Below are 25,538 nucleotides of genomic sequence, written 5' to 3'. Positions count from 1 at the left end.
GCCTGATTCTGGACAGGGCAGGGGAAATATCATGAACCAGACCGCGGTTTTCTGGCCTCTCCTGGCGCAAGTTCTGCTGGTCTATATCGTTTACGTGGTGATGGGCCGGCGCCGGTTCGTCGCGGTGAAGTCCGGCGAGGCCAAGGTCGGCCAGTTCAAGACGCGTTCGACCGAGCCCGCATCCAGCGTCACCGTTGCGGCCAATCTCTGCAACCAGTTCGAATTGCCGGTGCTTTTCTACGTGCTGTGCCTGACGCTCCACGTCACCAACGGCGTCAATTATCTGACCCTGGCGCTGATGTGGATTTTTGTCCTGACGCGCTATTTCCACGCCTGGGTACACCTGACCAGCAACAATCTGCGGCTGCGCAGCCGCTCGTTCTTCGCAGGCGCGGTGGTGTTGGCGCTGGCCTGGATCTGGTTCGCGCTGCACCTGTTGGGAGCGGTTTGAACACGGCAACTCTTCCTTCTCCCACAAGGGGAGAAGGAAAAAGCTCGTCTACAGATCGAACACCGCGATCTTGCGCTTGTCGAACTTGATCCCGATCTCGCCACGCACCAGTTTTAGCGCCGCTTCGCCGAACACGGCCCGCCGCCAGCCTTGCAGCGCCGGCACATCGGCTTCCTCGCCCTCGGCCGCGATGCGGTCGATGTCGTCGCTGGAGGCCAGCACCTTCGACGCCACCCCCTGCTTTTCGGCGACGATCCTGAGCAGCACCTTCAACAGTTCCGCAGCGGCACTCGAGCCTTCCGGCGGCTGGAAATTCTTCGGCAGTTTCGGCATCTGCTCCTTGGGCAGGGCCAGCGCGGCATTGACCGCTCCGAGCAGGGCCGTTGCCGTCGAGGAGCGCTCCCAGCCTTTTGGCGTGGTGCGCAGCTTGGCAAGGGCCGCCGCGTCACGCGGCGCCTGCTGCGCCACCTCGTAGATCGCGTCGTCCTTGAGCACGCGGCCGCGCGGCACGTCGCGTTCGCGCGCCTCGCGCTCGCGCCATGCCGCCACGGCCTGCACGATCGCCAGTTCCTGCGGCTTGCGCAGCCGCATCTTCAGCCGCTTCCAGGCGTCTTCGGGATGCGGATCGTAGGTCTCGCGCGAGGTCAGCACGTCCATTTCTTCGTTCAGCCAGTGGGCGCGGTTTTCCCGCTCCAGCTCGGCGCTGAGGTGCTGATAGACGTCGATCAGATGGGTGACGTCGGCCAGGGCATAGTCGAGCTGCTTGTCGGACAGCGGCCGGTGGCGCCAGTCGGTGAAGCGCGACGACTTGTCGAGCCGCGCGCCGGTAATGCGCTGCACGAGCTGGTCATAGGAAACGCTGTCGCCGAAGCCGCAGACCATCGCCGCGACCTGTGTGTCGAACACCGGATGCGGCACGAGATCGCCGAGATGGACGATGATTTCGATGTCCTGGCGCGCTGCGTGGAAGACCTTGACCACCGCCTCGTTGGCCATCAGCCGGAAGAACGGCGCGAGATTGATGTCTGATGACAGCGGATCGATCAGCGCGGTGACGCCAGGCGCCGCCATCTGGATAAGGCACAGGATTGGCCAGAAGGTCGTTTCGCGAATGAATTCGGTGTCGACGGTGACGAAATCCGACTTTTCGAAAGCGGCGAGAACGGTCTCGAGTTCTTTCTGGGTGGTGATGACGTGCATCAAATCGCTTTTGGCAGGAGTAAGGTCTTCCTAGATTTCAGCCGGGAAGGCTTTCGTCAAGCTTTGGCGCCTCCGTCATGCGCTTCCCGGGTCATCGGAATCGCCATTGCGCCTGGCCAGCCGCGCGAAAACGGTCGACGTGCGCAACAGCGCGGTGAAGCGGCTGCGCTTGCCCGCGGGCACGCCGGAGCGTGCCTGCATGCGGTAGAGGATGACGGCGATGAAGATCGCATAGACGACGGCGCTAAAGACGAAGAGCGCGCTCGGCCCGAAATGCTGCATCACTGTCGAGGCGGCGAAAGGGCCGCCAATGGCGCCGAAGGAGTAGAACAACATCAGCGCCGCGTTGATCAGCACGAACTCGCCCGTGCCGGCGCGGTCGTTGGAGTGCGCCGCCGACAACGAATAGAGCGGCATGGCGAAACAGCCGAAGATGAAGATGATGATGAAGTTTAGCAGCGGATTGCTGCCGGCGATGAACACCAGCGCCAGGGCTGAAAGCATCGCGCAGCAGGTCGTCAGCAACAGCACCCGGCGCCGGTCCCAACGGTCGGAGAGATAGCCGAGCGGATATTGGATGATGGCGCCGCCAAAGATGCCGACGCTGACGAAGGTCACGACATCGGCGACCGACATGCCGATCTGCTCGGCATAAACCGGCGACAGCGTGCGAAACGCGCTGTTGGTGACGCCGACGGCAATGCAACCGAAGCAACCAAGCGGCGAAATGCGCCAGACGCGCGCCAGGTCGAGCTTGACCTCCTCGGGCGGCGTCGGGTTGGAACGGTCGCCGAGCGAGACCGGCACCAGCGACAGCGTGATCATGATCGACATGATGGCGAAGATGGTGAAGCCGCCGGCGCCGAAGACCGGGATCAGGAACTGGGCCGATGTCACCGAGCCGGTATCGACCATTCGGTAGATCGCCAGCACGCGGGCGCGGTCCTTGTTGGTGACGCCGGAATTCAGCCAGCTCTCGACGATGGTGAACAGTCCGGCGAAACAGAAGCCGCCGGCAAAGCGCACCGCGCACCACATCACCGGATCGAGGACCAGCACCAAAAGCAGAGTGCCGACCGAGGCGATGGCGGCCAGTGCCGAAAACGCCCTGATATGGCCGACCGCCTTCATGATGCGGGTGATGGCCAGGCAACCGAGCAGGAAGCCGGCGAAATAGAAGGTGCCCATCAGGCCGATATCGGAAGCGGAAAACCCCTCCTGCGCGCCGCGCAGTGCGATCAGCGTGCTCTGCAGCCCATTGCCGCCGAGCAGGATGCCTGCGGCGAGAAGAAGCGGGATCAGCGGGCGGATGGAGGACATGAAAAGGCGATCACGTATCGGTGACCCCTTCTTGAACCATTGCCCTCGTCAATGCCAGCGGCAATTGCCGTTCTGCAGCGCCTCCGCTGCATTGCCTGGTTTGACGTGCACGTTGGTCCGTATGGCCCGCTGCCAACGTCAGTTTGGCGACGCGATCTCAACCGGCCGTCAGTCCTGTCCGTGACGGCGGAGACGCCCTTCACCCCTCAGTTGTCCGTGCAAGTACCTTGTCCCGCGCCGGTTCGATCGCTTCGTCCGCTGGCGCGGATTTTCCGGTGGCCGGCCGCCGGCCGAGCGATCCTGCGGTCAGCAGGCTGAGGATGATGAACGGGATGCCGATGCCGAAGGCCGAACGGATGCCCCAATGGTCGGAGACGAAGCCGAGCAGCGGCGGGCCGAGCAGGAAGGCGACGAAGGAGATCTGCGACAGCGCCGCGACATTGATCGCCGCCGGCCGGTCCGTCCGCTGGGCAGCGGCCGAGATCGCCAGGGGGAAGAGGGCGCTGGTGCCGATCCCCAGAAGAGCAAAGCCCAGCATGGAGACGAACGGCGCGGGCGAGAAAAAAACAATCGCCACGCCGGCCGCCATCATCGCCAGCAGCACCCGCGCCACGGCGCTCGGCGAATGGCGGTCGACGAAACTGTCGGCGAAGAAGCGCGTGGTTGCCTGGGAAAAGGCGAACAGCGCCACGGTGAAGCCGGCGACGAAAGGGCCGGATTCGAACACGGTGCGCATGTAGATCGCCGACCAGTCGATGCTGGCGCCTTCCATCAGCATCGCCGAGAGCGTCACCGCAACGAGGACGAGGATCGGCAGCGTCGGCCGCGCCAGCACGGGTACTTTCTCGCCGGTGCCGGCGAAACGGCTTGGCGCCGGCTGGTAACCGCCGAGGAACAGTGCCATCGAGATCGCGACGATCGGCACGATCAGCGCCAGATGCAGTTGCGGCGATATGCCGAGATGCGCAAGTGCTCCGCCGAACAGGCCGGCGCCGAAAAAGCCAATGCTCCAGAACGAATGCGCGCGGTTCATGATACGGCGCTTGACCAGGAATTCGGTCCGGTCGGCCTCGACATTGAGCATGATCTCGATGCTGCCGATCATCAGTCCGACCGGCAACAGCATCAGGAACAGCGCCAGCGGACCCGGCGCGTGCACCGCGACGGCATAGGCAAGCGCCAGCAGCGGAACCAGGGCAAGCAGCGCGCGGCGGAAGCCGACTCGCTCGAGCAGCGGCGTCGCCAGCGTCAGCGCCGTCAAGGTGCCGATCGGTGTTCCGATCAGGGCGAGGCCGAGCGTGCCGTCACCGATGCCCATGGCGTGCTTGATATCGGGCAGCCGTGGAAAAATGTTGCCCATGGCGAAGGAATAGATCGCAAACCCCGCATAGACGCGGTGTTGCGGGGCAAGGTTGAGGCCAAAGGTCATGGCGATGCTTTCAGGGCGAGAGATCTGGCGGTGATCGCCGCCTGGAATGTCCGCTTCTTGCATAATCGTGCAAATCATGCAAGAACGTGCATGAAGAAAACAGGATCATGCAATGCTTACCGATGAGCGGCATCAAATCATCCGCGATCGCCTTGCGGCCGAGGGAAGGGTGCTGGCCGGCGAACTGGCGAGCCGCTTCAGCGTTTCGGAAGACACGGTGCGCCGCGACCTCAGGGAACTGGCGAAAGCCGGGCATTGTCGCCGGGTCTATGGCGGCGCGGTGGCGCCGGCGCCTTTCGCGACAACGCCGGTCGGCCTGCGCGCCAGCCATGCGGTCGAAGAGAAGACGCGGCTGGCCCGCGTGACTGTGGCATTGCTCGCGCGCGGACAGACTTTGTTCATCGACAGCGGCACGACCAATGCCGCGATTGCCAGGGCCATCCCGCGCGACCTCGATCTGACCGTCGCCACCAATTCGCTCGAAGTTGCCTCGGCCTTGTCAGACCACGCCCTGATCGAGCTGATTGTACTTGGCGGCAGGTTCGACCGCCACCTCGGCGCTTGTGTCGGCGCCGACACCCTTGCCGCCGTCTCGCAGCTTGGCGCGGACCTGTTTATCTTGGGCTCCTGCGGTCTCGATGCCTCGCGAGGCGTGACGGCGTTCGATTCGGCGGAGGCGGAGGTGAAACGGGCCATGGCCAGGAATAGCGCTGGCATCGTCATCGCCGTCACCAACGACAAGCTGGCCACCGCGGCGCCTTATCGCGTCGCCGGTGCGGAGGCGATCCGCCACCTGGTCGTCGAGAAGACCGCGCCGTCCGCCATCCTCGCCGATTTCGAACGCCAGGGCGCCGAAATCCACTTCGCCTGAAGGCTCCGCGGCATGCCGGGCATGGGGATTGCCCGCTTGCCTTGACAAATCCGGCCTCCCATGCGCTTTTCGCGCAAATTTTGGGCCGGGCTTTGATGCTTTGGCCTGCCACCCAGCACCCCGGACTTCAGCAATGACCATGCACCGTTACCGCAGCCACACCTGTGCCCAGTTGAGAAAGAGCGACGTGGGCAATTCCGTTCGCCTGTCGGGCTGGGTGCATCGCGTGCGCGACCATGGCGGCCTGCTCTTCATCGACCTGCGCGACCATTACGGGCTGACCCAGATCGTCGCCGATCCCGATTCGCCTGCCTTCAAGGTCGCCGAGACCGTTCGCGGCGAATGGGTCATTCGCGTCGATGGTGAGGTCAAGGCGCGCCTGCCGGAGACGGTCAACGCCAACCTGCCGACTGGTGAGATCGAGATTTTCGCCCGCGAGATCGAGGTGCTGTCGGCGGCCAAGGAATTGCCGCTGCCGGTGTTCGGCGAGCCGGACTATCCCGAGGACATCAGGCTGAAATACCGCTTCCTCGATTTGCGCCGCGACACGCTGCACAAAAACATCGTGGCGCGCACCAAGATTATCGCCGAGATGCGCAAGCGCATGGGCGAGGTCGGCTTCACTGAATTCTCGACGCCGATCCTGACCGCGTCGTCGCCGGAAGGTGCGCGCGACTTCCTGGTGCCGTCGCGTATCCATCCCGGCACGTTCTACGCGCTGCCGCAGGCGCCGCAGCAGTACAAGCAGCTGATCATGGTGTCGGGCTTCGACCGCTATTTCCAGATCGCGCCCTGCTTCCGCGACGAGGATCCGCGCGCTGACCGCCTGCCCGGCGAATTCTACCAGCTCGACCTCGAAATGAGCTTCGTCGAGCAGGACGAAGTGTTGTCCACCATGGGGCCGGTAATGACCTCCGTCTTCGAGGCCTTCGCCAACGGCAAGCCGGTGACCAAGGACTGGCCGCGCATCCCTTATGACGTCGCGATGCGCAAATACGGCTCCGACAAGCCGGACCTGCGCAACCCGATCGTCATGCAGGCCGTCTCCGATCATTTCCGCGATTCCGGCTTCAAGGTGTTCGCCAACATCCTGGCCAACGATGCGAAGGCCGAGGTGTGGGGCATTCCGGCCAAGACCGGCGGCAGCCGCGCCTTCTGCGACCGTATGAATTCCTGGGCCCAGGGCGAGGGCCAGCCGGGGTTGGGCTATATCTTCTGGCGCAAGGAAGGTGACAAGCTTGAAGGCGCCGGACCGCTCGCCAAGAACATCGGCGAGGAACGCACCGAGGCGATCCGCCAGCAGCTTGGCCTTGCCGATGGCGACGCCGCCTTCTTCGTTGCCGGCGATCCGAAGAAATTCGTCACCTTCGCGGGCGCGGCGCGCACGCGTGCCGGCGAGGAACTGAACCTCGTCGACCGCGAACGCTTCGAATTGTGCTGGATTGTCGACTTCCCGTTCTTCGAATGGAACGAGGAGGAGAAGAAGATCGACTTCGCCCACAACCCGTTCTCCATGCCGCAGGGCGGCATCGATGCGCTCAACAACCAGGAGCCGCTCGGCATCAAGGCGTTCCAGTACGACGCCGTGTGCAACGGCTTCGAGATTGCATCGGGCGGCATCCGCAACCACCTGCCGGAAACCATGGTCAAGGCCTTCGAGATGGTCGGCCTGGACCGTCAGACGGTCGAGGAGCGCTTCGGTGGCCTCTACCGCGCCTTCCAATACGGCGCGCCGCCGCATGGCGGCGCGGCGTTCGGCATTGACCGTGTCGTCATGCTGCTGGTCGGCGCCAAGAACCTGCGCGAGATCACCATGTTCCCGATGAACCAGCAGGCCTATGACCTGTTGATGAACGCGCCGTCGGAAGCCTCGCCGCAGCAGCTTCGCGAGTTGGCGCTGCGTGTCGCGCCGACCAAGAAGGACGCTTGATCGCGAACTTCGGGCGGTACTTTAAAAACCCGCCGGAACCGATTCTTTCGATTCGATAATCCAGCAAAAAAGCCCGGCATCGCTGCCGGGCTTTTTGTTGGCCTTGAGGCCGTTCGATCAGTCTTCGTTCGCCTTGACGCTGACGCCGAGCGTCTTCGGCAGGTCGAGCGGATTGGACATGGCGCCGGCCATGATCAGCGCGAACGGCACCGATGCCGGCGGCTCGGCCGAGATTTCGAGGCTCTTCGGATCGTCGAGATATTTGCTGACCGCCGCCGTCACTTGCGCCGTCAACTCCGGATTGTTGAGCTGCGCCATGCCGAACGGCACGATCGCCTTGGCCTGGTTGGCGATGTCCTTGGCCGACATGCCCTGCTGCTTGCCGACATATTCCAGCACCTTGCCGGTCAGCGAATCGTCGTCGAAGCGGATCGAGGCGCTGTTGAAGGAAAGCTGCTGCAACAGGCCGAGCATGGCCATGCCTTGCGCCGAATTGTCGGCGCCTTCCGGCTGTGCGGCCATCTTCTTCTGCATTTCCTGCAGCGACTTGATGAAGTCGACCGTGTAGCCGCCGAGGTCGAAGGTCATGCCAAGCGTGCCGGCATTCTCGACGGAGATGTCGTATTTCGACAGTTCCATCTTGCCGTCCGAGGGCTGCCAGGTGCCGGCCATCTCGAGATTGCCGGAGATGTTCTGGTAGCCGAGGGCGTTGATGACTTCCTTGGACTTGGGATCGTCGACCAGTGTCAGGTCGGCGTTGAACTTTTCCGTGTTGGCGGTGAATTCCATCGCCTTGCCGTCCGCCGGCGGCGTGATCTCGACGGCAAGCCCGTCCATCGAGAAGGCGGTCTTGTCGGCGACCTTGACCGTCATGTTCGAGAGTTCGGCCGACTTATACATCATCAGCGAGCCCAGCGGGCCGGTGGCGCCATCGGCCGGAACTGTCATGTCATGGATGACGAAGGGGCTGAGACTGAGCGTGACGCCGTCCTTGGCGTGTTCGAAGGCCGAGGTCGAGACGGTGCCGATGTCGAAGCCGCCATTGGCCGCGGTCACGTTCTCGAGCTTCACGTCGCCAATGGGGAGGGCTTCCTTTTCCGCCGCCGGCTTGATGGCAACGCCCTGCAGCACCATGCTGGTGTTGTCGCCGGTCACGCCGGTCCAGGAGATGTCGACACCCTGGGCCGCCAGCGCCGCCTTCAGCCGGTCGGCAACCGCGGCGTCCTGGGCAAGGGCCGCATTCAGCGGCAGTGTGAACAAGAAGGTCGAAAGAGCGAATTTCCGGAGAGTTGAGCGTTTGATTGTCATCGCAAGGTCCCTGAGAGTGTCCTGAAATTGTTTTTCAATTCTTGGCGCCATCACCATTCCGTGACGAACTGGACGGGAAAAAGGCGTGTCCCGGCACAATGGTCGAAAATCGCGGCGAAAGGCAAACCCGACCCGAACGCTATTGCAGAATGCGGTGAATTTGGCATGAAGGTCGGGCCGTCGAGCATTATAGTGCTTCGCAATAGATGTGGCATGTAACAGATTGATGTTGGCCCGCAAGCGCGGCCCTGCAGTTTCCTGTTGCAGAAAAGCGCACAAGTCGACCGGTCCGGTGCGCGCCTCTTGCCGCGAATCACCCGCTCGGCTAGTCCCAGCCCATGGGAAAAAGGCTTTTGCCGCCTCAAGATGGCGGTGGCGATCACATTGAACCGGTCGATCTGAAGAAGGCGCTGGAAGAGCGCTATCTCGCCTATGCGCTGTCGACCATCATGCACCGGGCGCTGCCCGATGTTCGCGACGGGCTGAAACCGGTCCATCGCCGCATCATGCACGCCATGCGGCTGCTCAGGCTCAACCCCGACCAGGGTTTTGCCAAATGCGCCCGCATCGTCGGCGAGGTCATGGGCAAGTTCCATCCGCATGGCGACCAGTCGATCTACGATGCGCTGGTGCGGTTGGCGCAGGATTTCTCGATGCGCTATCCCCTGGTCGACGGACAGGGCAATTTCGGCAACATCGACGGCGATAACGCCGCCGCCATGCGCTACACCGAAGCGCGCATGACCGACGTGGCGACCGAACTGCTTTCCGGCATCACCGAGGACGCCGTCGATTATCGGCCGACCTACAATGAGGAGGACGAGGAGCCGGTGGTGCTCCCCGGCGCCTTCCCGAACCTCCTGGCCAACGGCTCGTCCGGCATCGCCGTCGGCATGGCGACATCGATCCCGCCGCACAACGCGGCCGAGCTCTGCGACGCGGCATTGCACCTGATCGAGCACCGGGATGCGCCGGTGGCCAAGCTGATGGATTTCGTCCAGGGCCCGGATTTCCCGACCGGCGGCATCATCGTCGACAGCCGCGCCTCCATCCTCGAAGCCTACGAGACCGGGCGCGGCGGTTTTCGCGTGCGGTCGAAGTGGAGCCAGGAGGACCAGGGCAGGGGCACCTGGAGCATCGTCGTCACCGAAATCCCCTATGGCGTGCAGAAGGCGCGGCTGATCGAGAAGATCGCCGAGCTGTTGATGGCCCGCAAATTGCCGCTGCTCGAGGACATCAGGGACGAAAGCGCCGAGGACATCCGCGTCGTGCTGGTGCCGAAAAGCCGTTCCGTCGACCCGGGCATTCTGATGGAATCGCTGTTCAAACTCACCGAGCTTGAAAGCCGCTTTCCGCTCAACATGAATGTGCTGTCGCGCGGCAAGGTGCCTAACGTCCTGTCGTTGAAGGGCGTGCTGCAGGAATGGCTCGACCACCGCCGTGACGTGCTCATCCGCCGCTCGAAACATCGGCTGGGCGAAATCGAAAGACGGCTGGAGATCCTTGCCGGCTACCTGATCGCCTATCTGAACATCGACGAGGTGATCAAGATCATCCGCGAGGAGGATGAGCCCAAGCAGGTGATGATGGCCCGCTGGTCGCTCACCGACAACCAGGCCGAGGCCATCCTCAACATGCGCCTGCGCGCCTTGCGCAAGCTGGAAGAGTTCGAGATCCGCAAGGAATTCGACGGCCTGAGCGCGGAGAAGAAGCAGATCGAGGCGCTGCTGGCGTCGGATGCCAAGCAATGGTCGACGATCAAGTGGGAAGTCACCAACATCCGGGACAAGTTCGGGCCGGAGACCGAACTCGGCAAGCGCCGCACCCAGTTCGCCGATGCACCCGAACACGATTTGACCGACATCGCCCACGCCATGATCGAGCGCGAGCCGGTCACCGTGGTGGTTTCGGAAAAAGGCTGGCTGCGGGCGATGAAGGGGCATCTGGCCGACCTTTCGACGCTGACCTTCAAGGAAGGCGACAGCCTCAAGCTCGCCTTCCATGCGCAGACCACCGACAAGGTGCTGGTCTTCACCACCGGCGGCAAGTTCTACACAATCGGCGCCGACAGGCTGCCGGGTGGGCGCGGCCATGGCGAGCCGATCCGCATCATCGTCGACATGGACAATGACCAGGACATCGTCACCGCCTTCGTCCACGATCCCAAGCGCAAGCTGCTGCTGGCCTCCTATGACGCCAATGGCTTCATCGTGCCGGAGGAGGAAGTCGTCGCCAACACCCGCAAGGGCAAGCAGGTGATGAACGTCAAGGCGCCGGACGAGGCCAAGCGCTGCGTGCCGGTCACCGGCGATCATCTGGCCATCGTCGGCGAGAACCGCAAAATGCTGGTGTTCGCGCTTTCCGAAATCCCCGAAATGGGCCGCGGCAAGGGCGTGCGGCTGCAGAAATACAAGGATGGCGGCCTGCTCGATCTCAAGCCGTTCACTTTGGAAACGGGTCTGTCCTGGCAGGATTCAGCCGACCGCACCTTCACGAGGTCGCGCGAGGAACTGGCCGAATGGATCGGCGCCCGGGCGTCGGCCGGTCGCATGGTGCCTAAGGGATTCCCGAGGACTGGAAAGTTTGGTTGAAGCTGCGATCTCCCCCCTCGTGGGGGAGATGTCCGGCAGGCCAGAGGGGGGGGCGCTGTCCCGCGGGCGTATCGAATAGTGACGGCCTCCAACACCTGTCTCGGTTCTTGATCTCAGAATATCAACATTGGCGCTCTACGGCGCCACACTCTGTCCTGCCGGACATCTCCCTCACGATGGGGGAGATTGGCGGCATTACCCAACTCATTTGGAGTATCGTCACGATTGCTGCACTATATCAGTGCATAACGGGGCAGGGTGCTTGAGAGAGACGAGCGTTTGAAGGAATCCAGAGACCAGAAACCGGAACGGCAGCAGCGCCTGTTCGGCCTGTCGACGCCGCTGCGGTCGGCTGTCATTCCGCCGCTGTCGGCGGCGCGCTGGCTGCTGGTGCTGATCGTCGCCGCCGGTGTCTATTTCTTCCATGGTTTTCTGTTTCCTGTGCTGGCGGCACTTGTCATCGCTTTCGCCAGCTGGCCGCTTTACCTGCGGCTGCTGGCGGGCGTCGGCGGCAACCGCACCATCGCCGCCACTCTGGCCATCCTGTTCATCCTCGCCTTCCTGGTGATACCGATCGCCCTTGCCGGCACCTACGCCATCAACGAGGTGCGCGAGTGGGTCGGGTGGGCGATCGAGACCAACCGGCACGGGGCTGTGACGCCGCACTGGATCGCGACCATGCCTGTCATAGGCGACTGGCTGAACGAGCAGTGGACGACCAATTTTGGCCATCCCGGCGGCATTGGTGAACTGATCCAGCTGATCAGCGGCGCCAATATCGGCAGCATCTATCGTGGCGCGCTCGCCGCCGGCGGCAGCGCCTTTGGGCTGCTGTTGACGCTGCTGTTCATGATGATCGCCCTGTTCTTCGCCTATCGTGACGGCGAGCATTTTGCCGGCCAGGTCGACCGCCTCGGCGAGCGCATCCTGCCGACGCGGTGGGAGCGGATTTCGCGCGTCGTTCCGGCGACCATTTCCTCGACAGTGACCGGCATGACCGTCATCGCCATCGGCGAGGGGCTGGTGCTCGGCATCGCCTACTGGCTGGCCGGCGTGCCGTCGCCGGTGACGCTCGGTGCGCTGACCGGCGTCATGGCGCTCATTCCCGGCGGGGCGCCATTGTCCTTCACCCTTGTCTCGATTTATCTCGCCGCCAGCGGCTCGCCCATGGCCGGTCTGGCGCTGTTCCTGTGGGGCGCGGTCGAGCTGTTCATCGTCGACAAGACGCTGCGCCCGAAGCTCGTCGGCGGCCCGATAAAGCTGCCCTTCCTGCCGACCTTTTTCGGGCTGATCGGCGGCGTCAAGACGATGGGTTTTCTCGGCCTGTTCATCGGCCCGGTGCTGATGGCGCTGCTGGTCGCCATCTGGCGCGAGTGGCTGCGCGAGGTGGAACTGGTCGACGAGTTGGCCGCCGGCTCGGCGGCCGAAATCGAAGGCGGGCCGCCGCAGATCGAGATCGTGCCGGAACCTGGCGTGGCGAAGAAGGCCAGCTAAGCCCAACGTGCCTTAAACCGGGTGGTGCACCGCGAAGTCACCCTGGCGCTTACGGCCATCATGCAGCTGCCAGAGCGAATGGGCGACCAGCGTGACGATCAGGATCGCGCCACCGATCAGGCTGTTGCGGGTCGGTGTCTCGGCAAAGATCATCCACACCCAGACCGGCGCCAGCACGGTTTCGAGCAGATAGAACATCGCCACTTCCGGCCCCGAAATGTATTTCGGCCCGGCGGCAAGACAGAAGAACGAGATCGGCATGATGACGGCGCCGTTGAAGATGATCCACCAGGGCGCGTTCACGTGAAAGCCTTCGCCCGACACCATGAAGGCGGCGAGCGCCATCGGCAGGAGCACGCCGACGAGTGAGGTGAAGCCCATGTCCTTGCCGCTGGCGCGCGAGATGGTGATGGCGACGGCGATGAAGAAGGCCGAGCACAGCGCCATGAAATCGCCGAAGAGCTTGCCGGTGCCGACCGATCCGCCGACGATGACCAGCACGCCGAGGATCATGATCGCCATCGCCGCGATGGTCGCCAGCCGAGGTCTTTCCCGCAGGAATATCCAGGACAATAGCCCCGCGAACACGGTGTTGAAGGCAAGGATGAACACCAGATCGGCGGTCGAGGTGTGATAGACGGCGGTGACGAAGGTGATCCCTGTCATTCCATAGCATATCGCCACGATCAGGCCGGACCAGCCGGGGATAAGCGGCGGGGCGTTCCGGCTCAACGCCCGCCAGAGCGACCAGATGACCATGGCGGCGACGAATGTGGTGCCGGTGCGCAGCAGCATGATGGTCCATGCGCCGCCGTCGGCGAGGCGGATCAACGGTATGTCGACAGTTAGCGTCAGCCCGCCGATGGCGGTTATCAAAAGGCCCTTCTGGTGGTCATGGTGAGAGGACATGCAGGAACTTTCGCAATGAAATGCAGGCCGACGGCTGACCGGTGCAATGGCGCACTCTCTCCAGCCGACCGGCTGAAAGACCAGCATCCCCTGCCTTGAAACTGTTTAAGCGCGGATCGTGGAAAAACTCAGCGTGAAACCGCTTCGTTGGTGTAGCGCTCCCAGCCCTTGGGGCCGAGATGCTCCTGCGGCATGAAGCGCATCTTATAATTCATCTTGCGCGAGCCGTTGACCCAGTAGCCGAGGTAGACATGGGGCAGCCCCATCGCCCTGGCGCGGGCGATGTGATCGAGGATCATGAACGTGCCGAGCGAACGCTCCTCGAATTCGGGATTGAAGTAGGAATAGACCATCGACAGGCCGTCGGCCATCTTGTCGGTGAGCGCCACGGCAATGAGTTCACCCTGACCCTTGCCGGTGATGAAGGTGTCGGGCCCGCGCCGCCGGTATTCGATCACCTTGGTGTCGACATGGGTGTCCTCGACCATCATGGCATAGTCGAGCACCGTCATGTCGGACATGCCGCCGCGGCGGTGCCGGGCATCGAGATAGCTGCGGAACAGCGAATACTGCTCGGTCGAGGGCTCGGCATTGTGCATGGCGCCGACGAGGTCGGAATTGTGCTGCAACACGCGCTTCATGTTGCGGCTGGCGGTGAATTCCTGGGCGAGGATGCGCACGGAAACACAGGCGCGGCAGGTCTCGCAGGCCGGCCGGTAGGCGATGTTCTGCGAGCGCCGGAAGCCGCCTTGCGTCAAGAGGTCGTTCATCTCCGACGCCTTGTCGCCGACCAGATGCGTGAACACCTTGCGCTCGAACTGGCCGTCGAGATAGGGGCACGGCGACGGCGCGGTCAGGAAGAACTGCGGCGACTGGGTCGGATGCTGCGTCATCTAAGTCTTGGAAACACTCCTTCGAGTCGCTCTACCTTTGGCGCGGAAAGCGAAAAATTCAACAGGATTGTGAAGGTGTGGGCACGCGGATGCCTTCACATTTGCGCCGAAGAGGCGGAAGCGCCCCTGGAAAACGCCTTTTAACGGCCAGTGCGGCTGACCACCGTGCCGAGCAGAAGGTCGTGCAGCGTGCGCTTGCGATCGGAAAACAAGGTCACCAGCAGAACCAGCGGCGACAGGATGACGTTGCCCGCCCAGAACAGCACGGAATGGACCACCGCGGTCAGGCCGTCGATCGGCCGCCCGTCGAGACGATCGAGGCGGATGCCCATCATCTTCATGCCGGTGGTCGCCTGGTCGGCGCTGCCCAGCGTGTTCCAGATGTAGAGGATGGCGACGGCCGGCACCAGGATGCCGAACAGCATCCAGCCGAGACCGAGGGTCAAAAGCCCGAGGAAGAACACCAGTATGGCGAAGGGAATGGTGAGCAGCGCGACGATGATGTAGTCGAGCACGAAGGCCAGGATGCGCCGCGTGCGCACGCCTTCATAGGCCCTGACATCGTCAAGCCTTGTGTTGATGATTTCGCCGTCGAGAACGCGCGCGTTCATGTCATTTCCTCGTAACAGGGCCCGGCATAGGGTGCGGGCCGCTCGCCAATGAAATGGTGAAGGCCCGTGTCGGAATCAAGGTCGGGGTTTTCCCGGGGCACAAGGATCGAGCGAGGCGAGACACAATCCGAATCGGTTGAATTTGCCGTGTGGATGGCATTAGCTTGCTGCGGCGCAACAAAGCGCTGAGGGGCAGAGGGACGGGGCACTATGGACTATGACATGCTGGTCATCGGCAGCGGCCCCTCCGGCCGCCGTGCAGCGGTGCAGTCGGCCAAGCTCGGCAAATCGGTGCTGGTCGTCGACCGCGGCCGGCGTCTCGGCGGCGTCTCCGTGCACACCGGCACCATTCCCTCCAAAACGCTGCGCGAAACCGTGCTCAATCTCTCGGGCTGGCGCGAGCGCGGTTTTTATGGACGCGGCTATCGGGTCAAGCAGGATATTTCCGTCGGCGACCTGATCGAGCGGCTGCACAAGACGCTCGATCACGAGGTCGAGGTGCTGCAGCACCAGTTCATGCGCAACACGGTCAAGAGCGCGCGGGCGGCGGTGAAATTTCTCGGCCCCAACAAGGTCAGCCTGACATCGGACAATGGCGACTACAGCGAAGTCGGCTTCGCCAACGCGCTGATCGCGGTCGGCACCAGGCCGCACCGGCCACGCGACGTGCCTTTCGACAAGACCCGCGTCTTCGACAGCGACGAGATGCTGGAACTCGACCGCCTGCCGCGCACGCTGACGGTCATCGGCGGCGGCGTCATCGGCGTCGAATACGCCACGATCTTTTCGGCGCTCGACGTGCCGGTGACACTGGTCGAGCCGCGCAACACAATCCTCGATTTCGTCGACCGCGAGATCGTCGACGATTTCATCCACCAGATGCGCGATCGCGGCATGACGATCAGGCTGGGCAGCGCGGTGAAGGAAATCCGCTCCAAGCCTGAAGCCGCCGAAGTGGAACTGGCCGATGGCCGCACCATCCGCTCGGAGGTCGTGCTCTACGCCGCCGGCCGCACCGGCAATGTCGGCAGCCTGGGGCTGGACGTGGTCGGCATCGAGGCCGACTCCCGCGGCCGCATCAAGGTCGATCCGCAGACGTTTCAGACCAACGTTCCCAACATCTACGCCGCCGGCGATGTCATCGGCTTTCCGAGCCTTGCCTCGACCTCGATGGAGCAGGGCAGGGTGGCCGCCTGCCACGCCTTCGGCGTGCCGCTCCCTCCGCCGCCGGAAACATTCCCCTATGGCATTTACGCCGTGCCGGAGATCTCCACTGTCGGCCAGTCCGAGGAACAGGTGCGCGAGAGTGGAGCCGCCTATGAGGTTGGCGTGGCGCGCTTTCGCGAGACTTCGCGTGGACACATCATGGGCGTCAACACCGGCTTCCTGAAACTGTTGTTCTCGATCGAAACGCGCCGCCTGCTCGGCGCGCACATCGTCGGCGAGGGCGCCACCGAACTCATCCATATCGGCCAGGCTGTCATCAATCTCGGCGGCACGGTCGACTTCTTCGTCAACAACACCTTCAACTATCCGACACTGGCGGAAGCTTACAAGATCGCCGGGCTCGATGCCTGGAACAGGATGGGGCGAGGGTAAGCCTCAGCCGTCCGTCTGGTCGAGCAGTGCCAGCAGGACGTCGGCTGATGGCATCGGCAGCACCGCTTCGATTTCCGCCGGTCGAACGCCGGCGATGGCGTCGGCATCACCCGCCCCGGTGCCAAGCGGCCCGCGGAACCCGTGCTTGGACCAGGCGAGATGCTGCAGCTTCGGGCTGGTCAGCGCCTCCGGTAGCCTGGCGACCGCCGGGTCGGATGCGCGGAATAGACGGTCGGCCGGGGGTAGAGGATTTCGCCTTTCCAGGCGATCCAGAGCCTGCACCGCGTCCTGATAGGTTTGCGCCTCCAGCGTGCCGCCGACATCGCCGCCGGTCGAATCCGCCACGGCTTTCGGCTTGGGCAATTCGTTGGTGCGATAGTCCTCGACGAATTTCTTACCCGCCTGCACATAGGCATCAAGCTTGACGATGGAGTCCTTGGTCTGCTCGTGGAGGTCGTCGAGCACGGCGATATCGCGCCGCAGCGTGTCTTTATGGCGGTCGAGCTCCAGGCCGATACGGTCGATCTGGCCCGCCACGTCCTCGTATTTTTCCTTGAAGCGCTCCAGCCGCGCCTTGAACGAGGAAAACAGATTGCTCAAAAACCCCTGATCCTTCAGCGAAGTTGGATCGAGGTTCTTGGCCTTCGTCGCCGAGGTCACGGTTGCACAACTGCGACAGGATCTTGTCAGCATAGTCGCTGACGGCCTGCTGGGCACCTTCGCCGAACACTGAAATTGCAGCGCGGTCGCGCACGTCGATGCTGGTTTCAATCCTGGCGAGCTCGGCCGGATTGGCCGCGATGACAGGCAATTGCGAAGTATCGTCGAGCAACGTGATGCTGTTCTTGTCGCACTTATTCCGCTGCCTCCCGCTGCGGCGCGGCTCGCCGGACACCGAAGAGCAGCGGCAGGCACAGAACATAAAGCGCCGCGCCCGCGATCCACACCGTCCCTGGAAAAACGGTCCGCGTGCGGAAATAGAGTGTGGCGATCACGAACGGCCCGAACACCGAAACTAGGCTGGTCATGCTGGTGAGCACGCCCTGCAGCCGCCCCTGGTGATCGGCGCCGACGCGTGATGTCAACAGGGACTGTAATGCCGGTGCCCCGATGCCGCCGAGGCAGAACAGCGGCAGCAGGGCGAAGACCATCCAGCCCTGCCATGCCATTGCGATCGATAGATAGGCCGCGCAGTCGGCGAGGACGGCGACGATCAGAGCTGCCTTTTCGCCCCAACGTTCGGCGATCGGCCCGGCAACGAAGCCCTGGGCGCCGGCATGGAAGAGGCCGAACAGCGCCAGCGAAATGCCGACGGTGAAAAGATCCCAAGCGAATTTGTCCTGCACGTAGAGCACCCAGGTGGTGCCGCCGACCTCGCCGACCAGGGCCAGGACGGCAAAGGCGCCGAGCAGCGGCAAGAGGGCCGGGAAGCTCAGCGCCCAACGCAGCGACGCCAGCGGGTTGAAGGACGTCATTTCGCCGGTGCCGCGCGTGCGCTCCGGTTCCGGCAACAGGAAGAACGCCAGCACCAGGTTGATGCCATTGAGCACCGCGGCAGCCAGAAACGGTGCGCGCAGCCAGGCATCGCCAAGCACGCCGCCGAGTGCCGGACCGGCAATGAAGCCGACGCCGAAGGCGGCGCTGAGATGGCCGAAGCCGCGGGCGCGGCGGTCTTCGCTGCTGATGTCGGCCATATAGGCTGATGCCACAGCCATGCTGGCACCGGTGATACCAGCGATCAGCCGGCCGACGAAGAGCAGCGGCAGCGATGGCGCGAAGGCCATGAACAGATAGTCCGCCATCGACCCCGCCAGCGAGACGAGTAGCACCGGCCGGCGGCCATAACGATCCGACAGGGCGCCGAGCAGCGGCGAGAAAAGCACCTGCATGGCGGCATAGGCGGACAGGAAAGCGCCGAAGATCCAGCCTATGTCTTCGACATGACCGACTTCGCGCAACAGGCCGGGCAACACCGGCATGATCAGCCCGATGCCCACGGCATCGAGTGCCATCGCCATCAGCACCACCAGATAGGCTTTTCTCATAGCTGTACTCTCAAAATTTATCGTTGATAAGGGGCATTTATCACTGATAAATTGACCGCGCAAGCCGGAGGGATTCGCATGAAACTGGACAAGACTCTGATCGTCGACGAAGCGTTGAAGCTGCTCAACGAAGTCGGCATCGATGCCCTTTCGACACGCCTGCTGGCGCAGCGCCTCAAGGTCCAGCAGCCGGCACTTTACTGGCATTTCAGGAACAAGCGGGCTTTGCTTGACGCGATGAACGAGGAAATCCTGCGGCGCGGCCATGAGCATCGGACGCCGCGGCCAGGCGAGGCCTGGCAGGACTTCGTTCGCAGCAACGCCCGCAGTTTTCGCGGCGCGCTGATCGCCTATCGCGATGGCGCGCGCGTGCATGCCGGCACGGAAGCCGACCCGACGGAACTCGCGCATTTCGAGGGGTTGCTGGAATTTTTCGCAGGCGAGGGCATGTCCCCCGTCCCGGCGATGGAACTCTTGATGACGATCGGCCGCTACACGGTCGGCTGCGTGATGGAGGAGCAGGCCGAATATCCGACCGGCCCGGGGCGGGGCGAGGCGCTGGACGCCGCAGCACAGGATTATCCGCTGTTGCGGCAAGCCTTGGCTCACTATCGTGCCGGCGGCCATGAAGCGCTGTTCGAAAGTGGGCTTGCCCTGCTGATTGCCGGAACGGAGGCGCGTCTGGCGTCAGCGCGCTGACCGGGACGGTCCCGCTCGGGACCTGTCAGCTCATGGGCTCGCCGCCGATCCCGCCAGCCAGTGCCTGACGATCGCGGCGTCCGGATCGCCGATTTCATGGCCCGACGGAAGGATCCGGGCGTCGACCTCGGACTGGTGCCGGCTGAGCAGCGTCACGAGCGCCGGGGCGAAGGGCCCGTAAGTCTCGTCTGAGGCGCCTGCGATGATCAGCGTCCTTGTTCCCGCAAGATCCGTCGCCGGCACATGGTCGAGCACCGGCATCGGCCTCAGCAGGGCTGCCCTGCGAACGATGCCTGGATGAAGCAGCATCAGGCTGGAAACCAGATTGGCGCCGTTCGAATAGCCAAGAAATGTTGTGCTGGCGAGATCGAGCCCATGGCGGCTGGCGGCCTCGCGCGCGAATGCCGCGAAGGCAGCGGTTTCGGCGAGGATGCTCTTCTGTTCGAAGCGCGTCGGGTCTATCCGCTCGAACCAGCGAAAACCGTCTTCCTGCGGGATGCGGCCGCGCACCGCCACCAGCGTGACGCCGGGTGCGATCCGTCTTGCCAGCGGCACCAAAGTGGTCTCGTCCACACCCGATCCATGCAACAGGAACAGGCATTCGCGGCCGCCCTTGTCGGCACCCAGCAGGCGATAGGCAAAGGCCAGATCCGTGAGCAGGGGGCCGTTTTCGATGCTGTCGCCGATCATCCCGCATCCTCTTGATTATATGAGGTTCCGCTCAATTTGCCGGCTTCAAAACGCAATATTTTCACGCTCCGCGAAAGTTGATTGAACCAGGCGCATTCCGGCCCGTTTATGCGCCGATATACTCCGCGTGGGAGGAATCGAAGCGGTGCGTCGGGGGTCGCATTGCTGGACATGAACAACCAGCTTTGAGGCCTTTTGTCGATGACTACCCCTGTTTTGTCGGATCGCGATTTGCGTATCCCGGATCGCGACCCGCGTATCCCCGAACGCGATACGCGTATCGATGTGCTGCGCGCTTTGGCGCTGATTGTCATTTTCATCGACCATGTGCCCGGCACGGCGTTCGAGACGCTGACATACAAGAATTTCGGGTTCTCGGACGCGGCCGAGGCGTTCGTGCTGATTTCCGGCATCTCCGTCGCGCTCGCCTACGGCACCAAGTTCCGGCCGGGTGGCCGGCTTCTGGCCACGCTGAAGATGTGGCGGCGGGCAGGCGTGCTCTACGTCGCCCATCTTGTCACGACCATGGTGGTGATCGCATTGTTCTGCACCGTGGCAGTGTTCACCAGGCGGCCGGAACTGCTGAAACTGATCAACATCGAGCCATTGATGAAGAACACGCCGGAAGGGCTGGTTGGCATCGTCACGCTCGGCCATCAGCTTGGCTACAACAACATCCTGCCGGTCTATGCTGTGTTGCTCCTGATGGCTCCGGCCTTCGTCCTGTTCATCAGCTCCCGGCCGGTCGCCGCACTTGTCGCCTCCGGTGCGCTGTGGTTCTTCGCCGGCATCTGGCAGATCGCCCCGCCCAACTATCCCGAGCCCGGCTTCTGGTTTCTGAACCCACTGTCTTGGCAGTTCCTGTTCAACATCGGCGTGGCGGCCATGCTGCATGTCCGGCGCGGCGGCGTCATTCCGGTCAACCGCTGGCTGGTCGGCGCGGCCGCGGCCTATGTGGCAGCGGCGCTGATCTGGGTACACAGTCCGCTCTGGGGGCAGATAACCTGGTTCAAGCTGCCCGTGGTGATCGGCGGCTTCGACAAGACCTTCCTGTCGCTGCCGCGTCTGTTGCATATACTGGCGGTCAGCTACCTGATCGTCGCCTTGCCGGCGCTGTCGAACCTGTTCCGCACCAGCCCGGACCATCCGCTGGCGATTCTGGGCAAGCGCTCGCTGCCGGTCTTCATCGCCGGCACGGTGATCGCCATGGTCGCGCAGGTGATGAAACTGATCAATCCGGGCGGGCTTGCCTATGACAGCCTGCTGCTGTCGGCCGGCATAGCCATGCAGTTCGCGCTCGCCTTCTATCTCGAATGGCTGTCGACCATCGGCGGCTCTGGCAAGGTTCGCGCGGCGCAAAAGGACGTCATGCCGGTCCGTACGTCTTTCGGCATCTCGGCGGTAGCAAGGGCCAATCGCTAACCGGCGGGCGGTTCAGCCGCGCGGCGGAGCCGATGAGGCCCGCACGATCAGTTCGACAGGCAGTTGCCGGCGATTTGCCGTGCCGTCGTTTTCCAGGATCGCCTTGACGGCGAGACGGCCGATCTCGGCAATCGGTTGGGCGACGGTGGTCAATGGCGGCTCGGACACCGCAGCCTCCGGAACGCCATCGAACCCGACGATCGAAACGTCACCGGGGACGTTCAGCTTGCGCGCGCTCAGCCATTCGAGCGCCACCAGAGCCATCCTGTCCGACATCGCCAGGATCGCCGTAGGCGGTTCGGCGGCGCCGAAGATGGTCTCCAGCCCTGCGATCGTACTGGCCGCATCGTTGGCGGTTTCGTAGACCGGGACTTTGGATGTGTCGACGCCGACCCGCGAAAGCTCCTGGAAATAGCCGGTGAGACGGTCTCGCGTTCCTGCATAAACCGCGGTCTGCACCTGCTCTGGGGAAACGGGGCCTGTCCTGCCGTCGGCAAACTGCAGCGCCAGCACGGCAAAGCGACGGTGCCCAAGGTCGGTGAGATGGCGCGCCGCCATGGCGGCACCAGCGACATTGTCGATGCCGATTGTCGCGACCGACCCATCTTCGGAAGCGAGGTCGAGCGCCACGAAAGGCAGTTTGCGCTCGCGTGCCAATTGCACCAGGCGCGAACCGCCTTCGATACAGAAGACGATGAAACCGTCGACGAGGGCGCTCTGGATGTTCCAGGCAAGCTGCTCGTTATTGGCGGCCGAGACCAGCGAGATGCCGGCTCCTGTTGCGTCGCAGGCCTGCGAGATGCCCGCCATCATGACCCGCGCGAACGGATCGTCGAAGAAGTAGGAGAGGGGCTCGGCCGTGGCGACGCCAATGGCGTTGACCTTGCCGGCCCGCAGCAATCGCCCTTTGGGATCCGGCCCGCCATAGCCCATCGCTTCGGCTGCTGCCTTGACCCGTTCGCGGACTTCCTCGCGCACGATCTCGGGGCGGCTGAAGACGTTGGACGCGGTGCCGTGCGAAACGCCGGCTGCCTTGGCGATGTCGGCCAGCCGGACGGGCCTTGGATTGCCTGCGGTGAGTGACGCCATTGTGCGTGCCTCCTGACATGCATTTAGCACGTTCCGGATTTGCATCTAGCACTTTTGTTGGATCGATTCAAATTTTGCTTGACTGGAGGTGCCCGCAGGCCTATGTTTGAATCGATCCAAGAGGGGGATTTGTTCTCCCGCAATAGTCTAGGGGAGGTGCGCCATGCATCCCGTCAATTATCTGTTCGAAGACATCTATCGCAACGACTGGAGCATCAGGTCGGGCGCCAACAGTTCCAGGCGCCGTGACAGGACCGGCCCATGGATTCGCGACTTTCGCTTCCTTGTGGAGCGCAACCGCAGTTGAGCGAGGTGTTTTTTGCTCAGTCATTGGATCGATTCAATCCGAAGGGAGAAAGCCCATGCATCCCATCAAGCATCTGTTCGAGGACATCTATCGCAACTACTGGGGCATCGCTCCGGCCGCCGAGCGGCCGGAGGTGCGGCGCCTGACGAAGCCGGCCGCACGCAATCGCGATCTCTGGATCCGCACCGAACGCCTCAGGGATTGATCCTGGCTGTAGGCCTCAGGAACGCGGACGCACCAAGGCGGAAATCGCTACTCCCAGCCAGCCGGCGATGAGCAGGGTGCCACCGATCGGCGCCGACATCGGAAACAGTCTCGATCCGAGGAAGTCGCGGGCGAGGAGATCGCCCGCGAAAAGCACGAGCCCGGCAAGCAGGACGAGGCTGGCGATCCGCAGGCAGCGATTCGCGCCGATGAGGCCGACGGCGAGGAAGACCGGCGCGTGCATCAGGAGGAACGACGCGGCCGTGCCGGTGAAGGCGCCGCCGCGATGCGCGGCCGCTGCCGACAGCGCCACGCCCGCCGCGCCGACGAGACCGCCGGCAAGCACGAGGGCGCGGCTGGGTTCGGTGGAATTCATGTCGGCTGTCCCTCTTCGCAACGATCCGGAGCCTCTCAGGACTCGCTTGCTTCCAACGCCATATGTCGTGTGCGTCGCGACTGGACAATCCAGTTGTAGATCGCTCCGCCGGCCATAAGCACCGATGTGGCGAGAAACACCGAACGCATGCCGAAGTGACCGCCGACGAAGCCGCCGGACAATGGACCCGCAACCTGCCCGACATATTGCGCCGAGATCGCCAGGCCAAGCACATTGCCGCCGATGCCGTCGGGGATGTTGTGACGGATGACGCTGGTGATGCAAGGCAGCAAGCCGCCGAGCGCCAGACCCATCAGGAAGCGCAGGCCGATCAGTTGCCAGCCATTGGTGACGAAGGCTTGCGGAATGAGCAGCAGGGCAGAGACGGCCAATGCCCCGACGACGACGTTCCAGTGGCCGACGCGGTCAGCGAGCTTGCCGAGCCAGGACGCCGACAGGATGGTGCCCAGCGCCGCCGCCGACATCACCACGCCGGCGACCATGGTCACCCGGCCCTGGTCCTCGACGAGCTGCTGCACATAGACGGTGATGATCGGCTCGATTGACATGGTGGCGAAGGCCAGCAGCATGCCGGTCACCAGCATGGCCACGACCGGGCGCTTGTCGGGGATCCGGGACCAGCCGCTTTTCGGCCTGGCGCCCGATTCCGCCTTTACCGGCTTCGGGCGCGGGGTCTCCTTGATCAGGAAGGTCGTTGCCAGGAAGGCCAGGAAGATGACGCCGCCGGACAAGAGGAAGGTGGCGCGAATGCCGATCACCGGCGGCAGCGCACCGCCGAGCAGCGGGCCGACCAGCGAGCCCGCCGTTATCCCCGCCGACAGGACGCCCAGCGCCCAGCCGGAACGGTCCTTGGGCGTCTGCATGGCCACCAATATGGTCGACCCCGACGAATAGCCGCCGGCAAAGCCGATCAGCAGGCGCAGCAGCACCAGTTGCCAGACCGTTTCGACCATGCCCGTCAGCGACATGCAGATCGCCATGCCGAAGCTGGCGCGCACCAGCATCACCTTGCGGCCGAAGCGGTCGCCCAGCCGTCCCCACAGTGGCGCGACCAAGGCTGCCGCGAAGAAGGTGGCGCCATAGGCGACGCCGGACCACTGCACGATGGCCGCATGGCCCTGCGCGCCGAGCTGTTCGACATAGAGCGGCAGGAAAGGCAGCAGCAGGGTCATGGCGATCAGCGTGCTGAACGAGCCCGCGAAACAGACGGCGAGATTGCGCCGCCAATGGATGTTGTAACCGCTCTGTTGCGTGTCTTCCTGTGTCATGTCCTGCCTGCTCGACATCCGCGCTTGTTACGGATCCCGTTTTGGGATACCAAGATGGTATCCGTCATGAACCCCAGCCCGGCTGCTGTCAATGCGGCAACAAGGAAGCCCGATGTCGCAAATGCAGAATGTCGAACGGCAGTTGCGCGAGATGATCCTGGGGCTCGAGATCGGTCCAGGCGAGAAACTGACAGAGCGTTGGATCGAAGGCCGCTTCGGCGCCTCGCGCACGCCGGTCAGGGCCGCACTTCTGCGGCTGGAGACCGAGGGGCTGGTGGGCAGGGATGGCCGCGGCTGGACGGTATCGCCCATCAACCTTGCCGAGCTCGAGCAGATCGCGGTCTATCGCGAAGCGGTCGAGGTCGCGGCCGTGCGGCTGACATGCATGAATGCTGAACCGGGCGCCATCGACGTCATCGAAGCGATGCTCGATTCCTGCGACGAGAATACGCCGCGCGAGGAGTGGCATCGTGTCGGCATGGATTTTCACATCGAGCTGGCGCGCCTGTCGGGCAACGAATTCCTGTTCCGGGCGGTGCGCGATGCCATGACGCGCCTGTCGCGCGCCCGCTGGCTGGAAATGCGTGACGAAGCGGCCCTTGGTCGTGCCTGGGCTGAACACCGCGCCATACTGGCCGCCGCGCGCCTTGGCGAGGCCGATGAAGCGGCCCGCCTGCTTGCCGCTCACATCGTCGGCAGCCGCGACCGGCTGGTGACGTCGCTCGCCAACGACCGGCGCGGTCTTCGCGCCAGGGGATTTGCCGTCGTGGCTGCTTAGCACCGCTACAGGGCGGGGCGCTCGCCGGCAAAA

Annotated in this window: 23 protein-coding genes and 2 pseudogenes; 11 read left to right on the top strand and 14 right to left on the bottom strand. The window is 63.6% G+C overall.

The genetic code is table 11. The features are described from left to right. The first annotated feature begins 31 nt into the window (after nucleotides 1-31). Nucleotides 32-451: an MAPEG family protein gene (locus JG746_RS23015; protein WP_202354808.1), complete on the top strand. Its 420-nt coding sequence runs from the start codon at nucleotides 32-34 to the stop codon at nucleotides 449-451. 48 nt (nucleotides 452-499) lie between these two features. On the opposite strand, the gene rnd is transcribed toward JG746_RS23015, so the two are convergent. The 3 genes from rnd to JG746_RS23000 form a co-directional block, all read right to left on the bottom strand. After that, nucleotides 500-1,651, bottom strand: coding sequence for a ribonuclease D (gene rnd / locus JG746_RS23010; protein ID WP_202354807.1), 1,152 nt, complete (start codon nucleotides 1,649-1,651; stop codon nucleotides 500-502). Nucleotides 1,652-1,726: 75 nt separating this feature from the next. Further along, on the bottom strand, nucleotides 1,727-2,971 hold the full coding sequence (locus JG746_RS23005) for an MFS transporter (protein WP_202354806.1): 1,245 nt from the start codon (nucleotides 2,969-2,971) through the stop codon (nucleotides 1,727-1,729). Between the two features lie 199 nt (nucleotides 2,972-3,170). Next, nucleotides 3,171-4,400, bottom strand: a complete 1,230-nt coding sequence (locus JG746_RS23000; protein ID WP_202354805.1) for an MFS transporter — start codon at nucleotides 4,398-4,400, stop codon at nucleotides 3,171-3,173. A 112-nt stretch (nucleotides 4,401-4,512) separates the two neighbouring features. Here JG746_RS23000 and JG746_RS22995 point away from each other — a divergent pair, with 112 nt between their 5' ends. Next, nucleotides 4,513-5,271, top strand: a complete 759-nt coding sequence (locus tag JG746_RS22995) for a DeoR/GlpR family DNA-binding transcription regulator (protein WP_202354804.1) — start codon at nucleotides 4,513-4,515, stop codon at nucleotides 5,269-5,271. 139 nt (nucleotides 5,272-5,410) lie between these two features. Continuing rightward, complete coding sequence (aspS, locus tag JG746_RS22990; protein WP_202359445.1) at nucleotides 5,411-7,201, top strand: aspartate--tRNA ligase; 1,791 nt, start codon at nucleotides 5,411-5,413, stop codon at nucleotides 7,199-7,201. Nucleotides 7,202-7,318: 117 nt separating this feature from the next. On the opposite strand, the gene JG746_RS22985 is transcribed toward aspS, so the two are convergent. Further along, nucleotides 7,319-8,509: a hypothetical protein gene (locus tag JG746_RS22985; RefSeq protein ID WP_202354803.1), complete on the bottom strand. Its 1,191-nt coding sequence runs from the start codon at nucleotides 8,507-8,509 to the stop codon at nucleotides 7,319-7,321. 338 nt (nucleotides 8,510-8,847) lie between these two features. Here JG746_RS22985 and parC point away from each other — a divergent pair, with 338 nt between their 5' ends. Then, nucleotides 8,848-11,100, top strand: coding sequence for a DNA topoisomerase IV subunit A (gene parC / locus JG746_RS22980; protein WP_202354802.1), 2,253 nt, complete (start codon nucleotides 8,848-8,850; stop codon nucleotides 11,098-11,100). Nucleotides 11,101-11,379: 279 nt separating this feature from the next. After that, on the top strand, nucleotides 11,380-12,594 hold the full coding sequence (locus JG746_RS22975) for an AI-2E family transporter (RefSeq protein ID WP_202354801.1): 1,215 nt from the start codon (nucleotides 11,380-11,382) through the stop codon (nucleotides 12,592-12,594). A 12-nt stretch (nucleotides 12,595-12,606) separates the two neighbouring features. Here the strand turns inward: JG746_RS22975 and JG746_RS22970 are convergent, their stop codons facing one another. From JG746_RS22970 to JG746_RS22960, 3 genes are all read right to left on the bottom strand, one after another. Then, a complete protein-coding gene (locus JG746_RS22970; RefSeq protein WP_202354800.1) occupies nucleotides 12,607-13,503 on the bottom strand; it encodes a DMT family transporter in 897 nt (298 codons plus the stop codon). Nucleotides 13,504-13,631: 128 nt separating this feature from the next. Beyond that, a complete protein-coding gene (locus tag JG746_RS22965; RefSeq protein ID WP_010915563.1) occupies nucleotides 13,632-14,396 on the bottom strand; it encodes an arginyltransferase in 765 nt (254 codons plus the stop codon). A gap of 140 nt (nucleotides 14,397-14,536) precedes the next feature. Further along, entirely contained in the window at nucleotides 14,537-15,007 is a 471-nt protein-coding gene (locus JG746_RS22960) for an RDD family protein (RefSeq protein WP_202354799.1), read from the bottom strand. Between the two features lie 210 nt (nucleotides 15,008-15,217). Between JG746_RS22960 and sthA the strand changes: the two genes are divergently transcribed. Then, nucleotides 15,218-16,606 (top strand): Si-specific NAD(P)(+) transhydrogenase, encoded by a 1,389-nt coding sequence (sthA, locus tag JG746_RS22955; RefSeq protein WP_202354798.1) that lies wholly within the window; start codon nucleotides 15,218-15,220, stop codon nucleotides 16,604-16,606. Between the two features lie 3 nt (nucleotides 16,607-16,609). Here the strand turns inward: sthA and JG746_RS37230 are convergent. The 3 genes and pseudogenes from JG746_RS37230 to tet all read right to left on the bottom strand — a co-directional run. Beyond that, nucleotides 16,610-16,866: pseudogene (locus tag JG746_RS37230) on the bottom strand (hypothetical protein); the annotation flags it as partial. Beyond that, nucleotides 16,859-17,444 (bottom strand): annotated as a pseudogene (locus tag JG746_RS37225) (toxic anion resistance protein); the annotation flags it as partial. The pseudogenes JG746_RS37230 and JG746_RS37225, both read right to left, overlap by 8 nt. A 16-nt stretch (nucleotides 17,445-17,460) precedes the next feature. After that, entirely contained in the window at nucleotides 17,461-18,651 is a 1,191-nt protein-coding gene (gene tet, locus JG746_RS22945) for a Tet(A)/Tet(B)/Tet(C) family tetracycline efflux MFS transporter (RefSeq protein ID WP_202354797.1), read from the bottom strand. 78 nt (nucleotides 18,652-18,729) lie between these two features. Between tet and JG746_RS22940 the strand changes: the two genes are divergently transcribed. Then, nucleotides 18,730-19,350 carry a TetR/AcrR family transcriptional regulator C-terminal domain-containing protein gene (locus JG746_RS22940; protein ID WP_202354796.1) on the top strand — a complete coding sequence of 207 codons (621 nt, stop codon included), beginning with the start codon at nucleotides 18,730-18,732 and terminating at the stop codon, nucleotides 19,348-19,350. Between the two features lie 30 nt (nucleotides 19,351-19,380). Here the strand turns inward: JG746_RS22940 and JG746_RS22935 are convergent, their stop codons facing one another. Then, entirely contained in the window at nucleotides 19,381-20,040 is a 660-nt protein-coding gene (locus JG746_RS22935; RefSeq protein ID WP_202354795.1) for an alpha/beta hydrolase, read from the bottom strand. Between the two features lie 201 nt (nucleotides 20,041-20,241). Between JG746_RS22935 and JG746_RS22930 the strand changes: the two genes are divergently transcribed. Then, nucleotides 20,242-21,462: an OpgC family protein gene (locus tag JG746_RS22930; protein ID WP_202354794.1), complete on the top strand. Its 1,221-nt coding sequence runs from the start codon at nucleotides 20,242-20,244 to the stop codon at nucleotides 21,460-21,462. Between the two features lie 12 nt (nucleotides 21,463-21,474). Here the strand turns inward: JG746_RS22930 and JG746_RS22925 are convergent, their stop codons facing one another. After that, nucleotides 21,475-22,551: a LacI family DNA-binding transcriptional regulator gene (locus tag JG746_RS22925; RefSeq protein WP_202354793.1), complete on the bottom strand. Its 1,077-nt coding sequence runs from the start codon at nucleotides 22,549-22,551 to the stop codon at nucleotides 21,475-21,477. A gap of 163 nt (nucleotides 22,552-22,714) precedes the next feature. Here JG746_RS22925 and JG746_RS22920 point away from each other — a divergent pair, with 163 nt between their 5' ends. Both JG746_RS22920 and JG746_RS22915 read left to right on the top strand, forming a co-directional pair. Next, nucleotides 22,715-22,858 carry a hypothetical protein gene (locus JG746_RS22920; RefSeq protein ID WP_202354792.1) on the top strand — a complete coding sequence of 48 codons (144 nt, stop codon included), beginning with the start codon at nucleotides 22,715-22,717 and terminating at the stop codon, nucleotides 22,856-22,858. Nucleotides 22,859-22,913: 55 nt separating this feature from the next. Then, nucleotides 22,914-23,063 carry a hypothetical protein gene (locus JG746_RS22915; protein WP_202354791.1) on the top strand — a complete coding sequence of 50 codons (150 nt, stop codon included), beginning with the start codon at nucleotides 22,914-22,916 and terminating at the stop codon, nucleotides 23,061-23,063. 15 nt (nucleotides 23,064-23,078) lie between these two features. Here the strand turns inward: JG746_RS22915 and JG746_RS22910 are convergent, their stop codons facing one another. Beyond that, nucleotides 23,079-23,438: a DUF423 domain-containing protein gene (locus JG746_RS22910; protein ID WP_202354790.1), complete on the bottom strand. Its 360-nt coding sequence runs from the start codon at nucleotides 23,436-23,438 to the stop codon at nucleotides 23,079-23,081. 35 nt (nucleotides 23,439-23,473) lie between these two features. Next, nucleotides 23,474-24,727 carry a multidrug efflux MFS transporter gene (locus JG746_RS22905; protein ID WP_202354789.1) on the bottom strand — a complete coding sequence of 418 codons (1,254 nt, stop codon included), beginning with the start codon at nucleotides 24,725-24,727 and terminating at the stop codon, nucleotides 23,474-23,476. 112 nt (nucleotides 24,728-24,839) lie between these two features. Here JG746_RS22905 and JG746_RS22900 point away from each other — a divergent pair, with 112 nt between their 5' ends. Then, nucleotides 24,840-25,505: a GntR family transcriptional regulator gene (locus tag JG746_RS22900; RefSeq protein WP_202354788.1), complete on the top strand. Its 666-nt coding sequence runs from the start codon at nucleotides 24,840-24,842 to the stop codon at nucleotides 25,503-25,505. Nucleotides 25,506-25,538 lie beyond the last annotated feature (33 nt).

Origin of the sequence: Mesorhizobium sp. 113-3-3 (assembly GCF_016756495.1) — a bacterium.
Taxonomy (GTDB): Bacteria; Pseudomonadota; Alphaproteobacteria; order Rhizobiales; family Rhizobiaceae; genus Mesorhizobium.
Note: the sequence above shows the minus strand (reverse complement) of the source record. Positions and strands in the feature narration are given on the sequence as shown.

Excerpts from the sequence above, each read along its gene's own strand:
- parC (WP_202354802.1), top strand. The coding sequence starts at position 8,848 with ATGGGAAAAAGGCTTTTGCCGCCTCAAGATGGCGGTGGCGATCACATT.
- JG746_RS23015 (WP_202354808.1), top strand. The coding sequence starts at position 32 with ATGAACCAGACCGCGGTTTTCTGGCCTCTCCTGGCGCAAGTTCTGCTG.
- tet (WP_202354797.1), bottom strand. The coding sequence starts at position 18,651 with ATGAGAAAAGCCTATCTGGTGGTGCTGATGGCGATGGCACTCGATGCC.
- JG746_RS22930 (WP_202354794.1), top strand. The coding sequence starts at position 20,242 with ATGACTACCCCTGTTTTGTCGGATCGCGATTTGCGTATCCCGGATCGC.
- JG746_RS22900 (WP_202354788.1), top strand. The coding sequence starts at position 24,840 with ATGTCGCAAATGCAGAATGTCGAACGGCAGTTGCGCGAGATGATCCTG.
- sthA (WP_202354798.1), top strand. The coding sequence starts at position 15,218 with ATGGACTATGACATGCTGGTCATCGGCAGCGGCCCCTCCGGCCGCCGT.
- JG746_RS22925 (WP_202354793.1), bottom strand. The coding sequence starts at position 22,551 with ATGGCGTCACTCACCGCAGGCAATCCAAGGCCCGTCCGGCTGGCCGAC.
- rnd (WP_202354807.1), bottom strand. The coding sequence starts at position 1,651 with ATGCACGTCATCACCACCCAGAAAGAACTCGAGACCGTTCTCGCCGCT.
- JG746_RS22905 (WP_202354789.1), bottom strand. The coding sequence starts at position 24,727 with ATGACACAGGAAGACACGCAACAGAGCGGTTACAACATCCATTGGCGG.
- JG746_RS22960 (WP_202354799.1), bottom strand. The coding sequence starts at position 15,007 with ATGAACGCGCGCGTTCTCGACGGCGAAATCATCAACACAAGGCTTGAC.
- JG746_RS22915 (WP_202354791.1), top strand. The coding sequence starts at position 22,914 with ATGCATCCCATCAAGCATCTGTTCGAGGACATCTATCGCAACTACTGG.
- JG746_RS22910 (WP_202354790.1), bottom strand. The coding sequence starts at position 23,438 with ATGAATTCCACCGAACCCAGCCGCGCCCTCGTGCTTGCCGGCGGTCTC.
- JG746_RS22985 (WP_202354803.1), bottom strand. The coding sequence starts at position 8,509 with ATGACAATCAAACGCTCAACTCTCCGGAAATTCGCTCTTTCGACCTTC.
- aspS (WP_202359445.1), top strand. The coding sequence starts at position 5,411 with ATGCACCGTTACCGCAGCCACACCTGTGCCCAGTTGAGAAAGAGCGAC.
- JG746_RS23000 (WP_202354805.1), bottom strand. The coding sequence starts at position 4,400 with ATGACCTTTGGCCTCAACCTTGCCCCGCAACACCGCGTCTATGCGGGG.
- JG746_RS22970 (WP_202354800.1), bottom strand. The coding sequence starts at position 13,503 with ATGTCCTCTCACCATGACCACCAGAAGGGCCTTTTGATAACCGCCATC.
- JG746_RS22920 (WP_202354792.1), top strand. The coding sequence starts at position 22,715 with ATGCATCCCGTCAATTATCTGTTCGAAGACATCTATCGCAACGACTGG.
- JG746_RS22935 (WP_202354795.1), bottom strand. The coding sequence starts at position 20,040 with ATGATCGGCGACAGCATCGAAAACGGCCCCCTGCTCACGGATCTGGCC.
- JG746_RS23005 (WP_202354806.1), bottom strand. The coding sequence starts at position 2,971 with ATGTCCTCCATCCGCCCGCTGATCCCGCTTCTTCTCGCCGCAGGCATC.
- JG746_RS22940 (WP_202354796.1), top strand. The coding sequence starts at position 18,730 with ATGAAACTGGACAAGACTCTGATCGTCGACGAAGCGTTGAAGCTGCTC.
- JG746_RS22965 (WP_010915563.1), bottom strand. The coding sequence starts at position 14,396 with ATGACGCAGCATCCGACCCAGTCGCCGCAGTTCTTCCTGACCGCGCCG.
- JG746_RS22995 (WP_202354804.1), top strand. The coding sequence starts at position 4,513 with ATGCTTACCGATGAGCGGCATCAAATCATCCGCGATCGCCTTGCGGCC.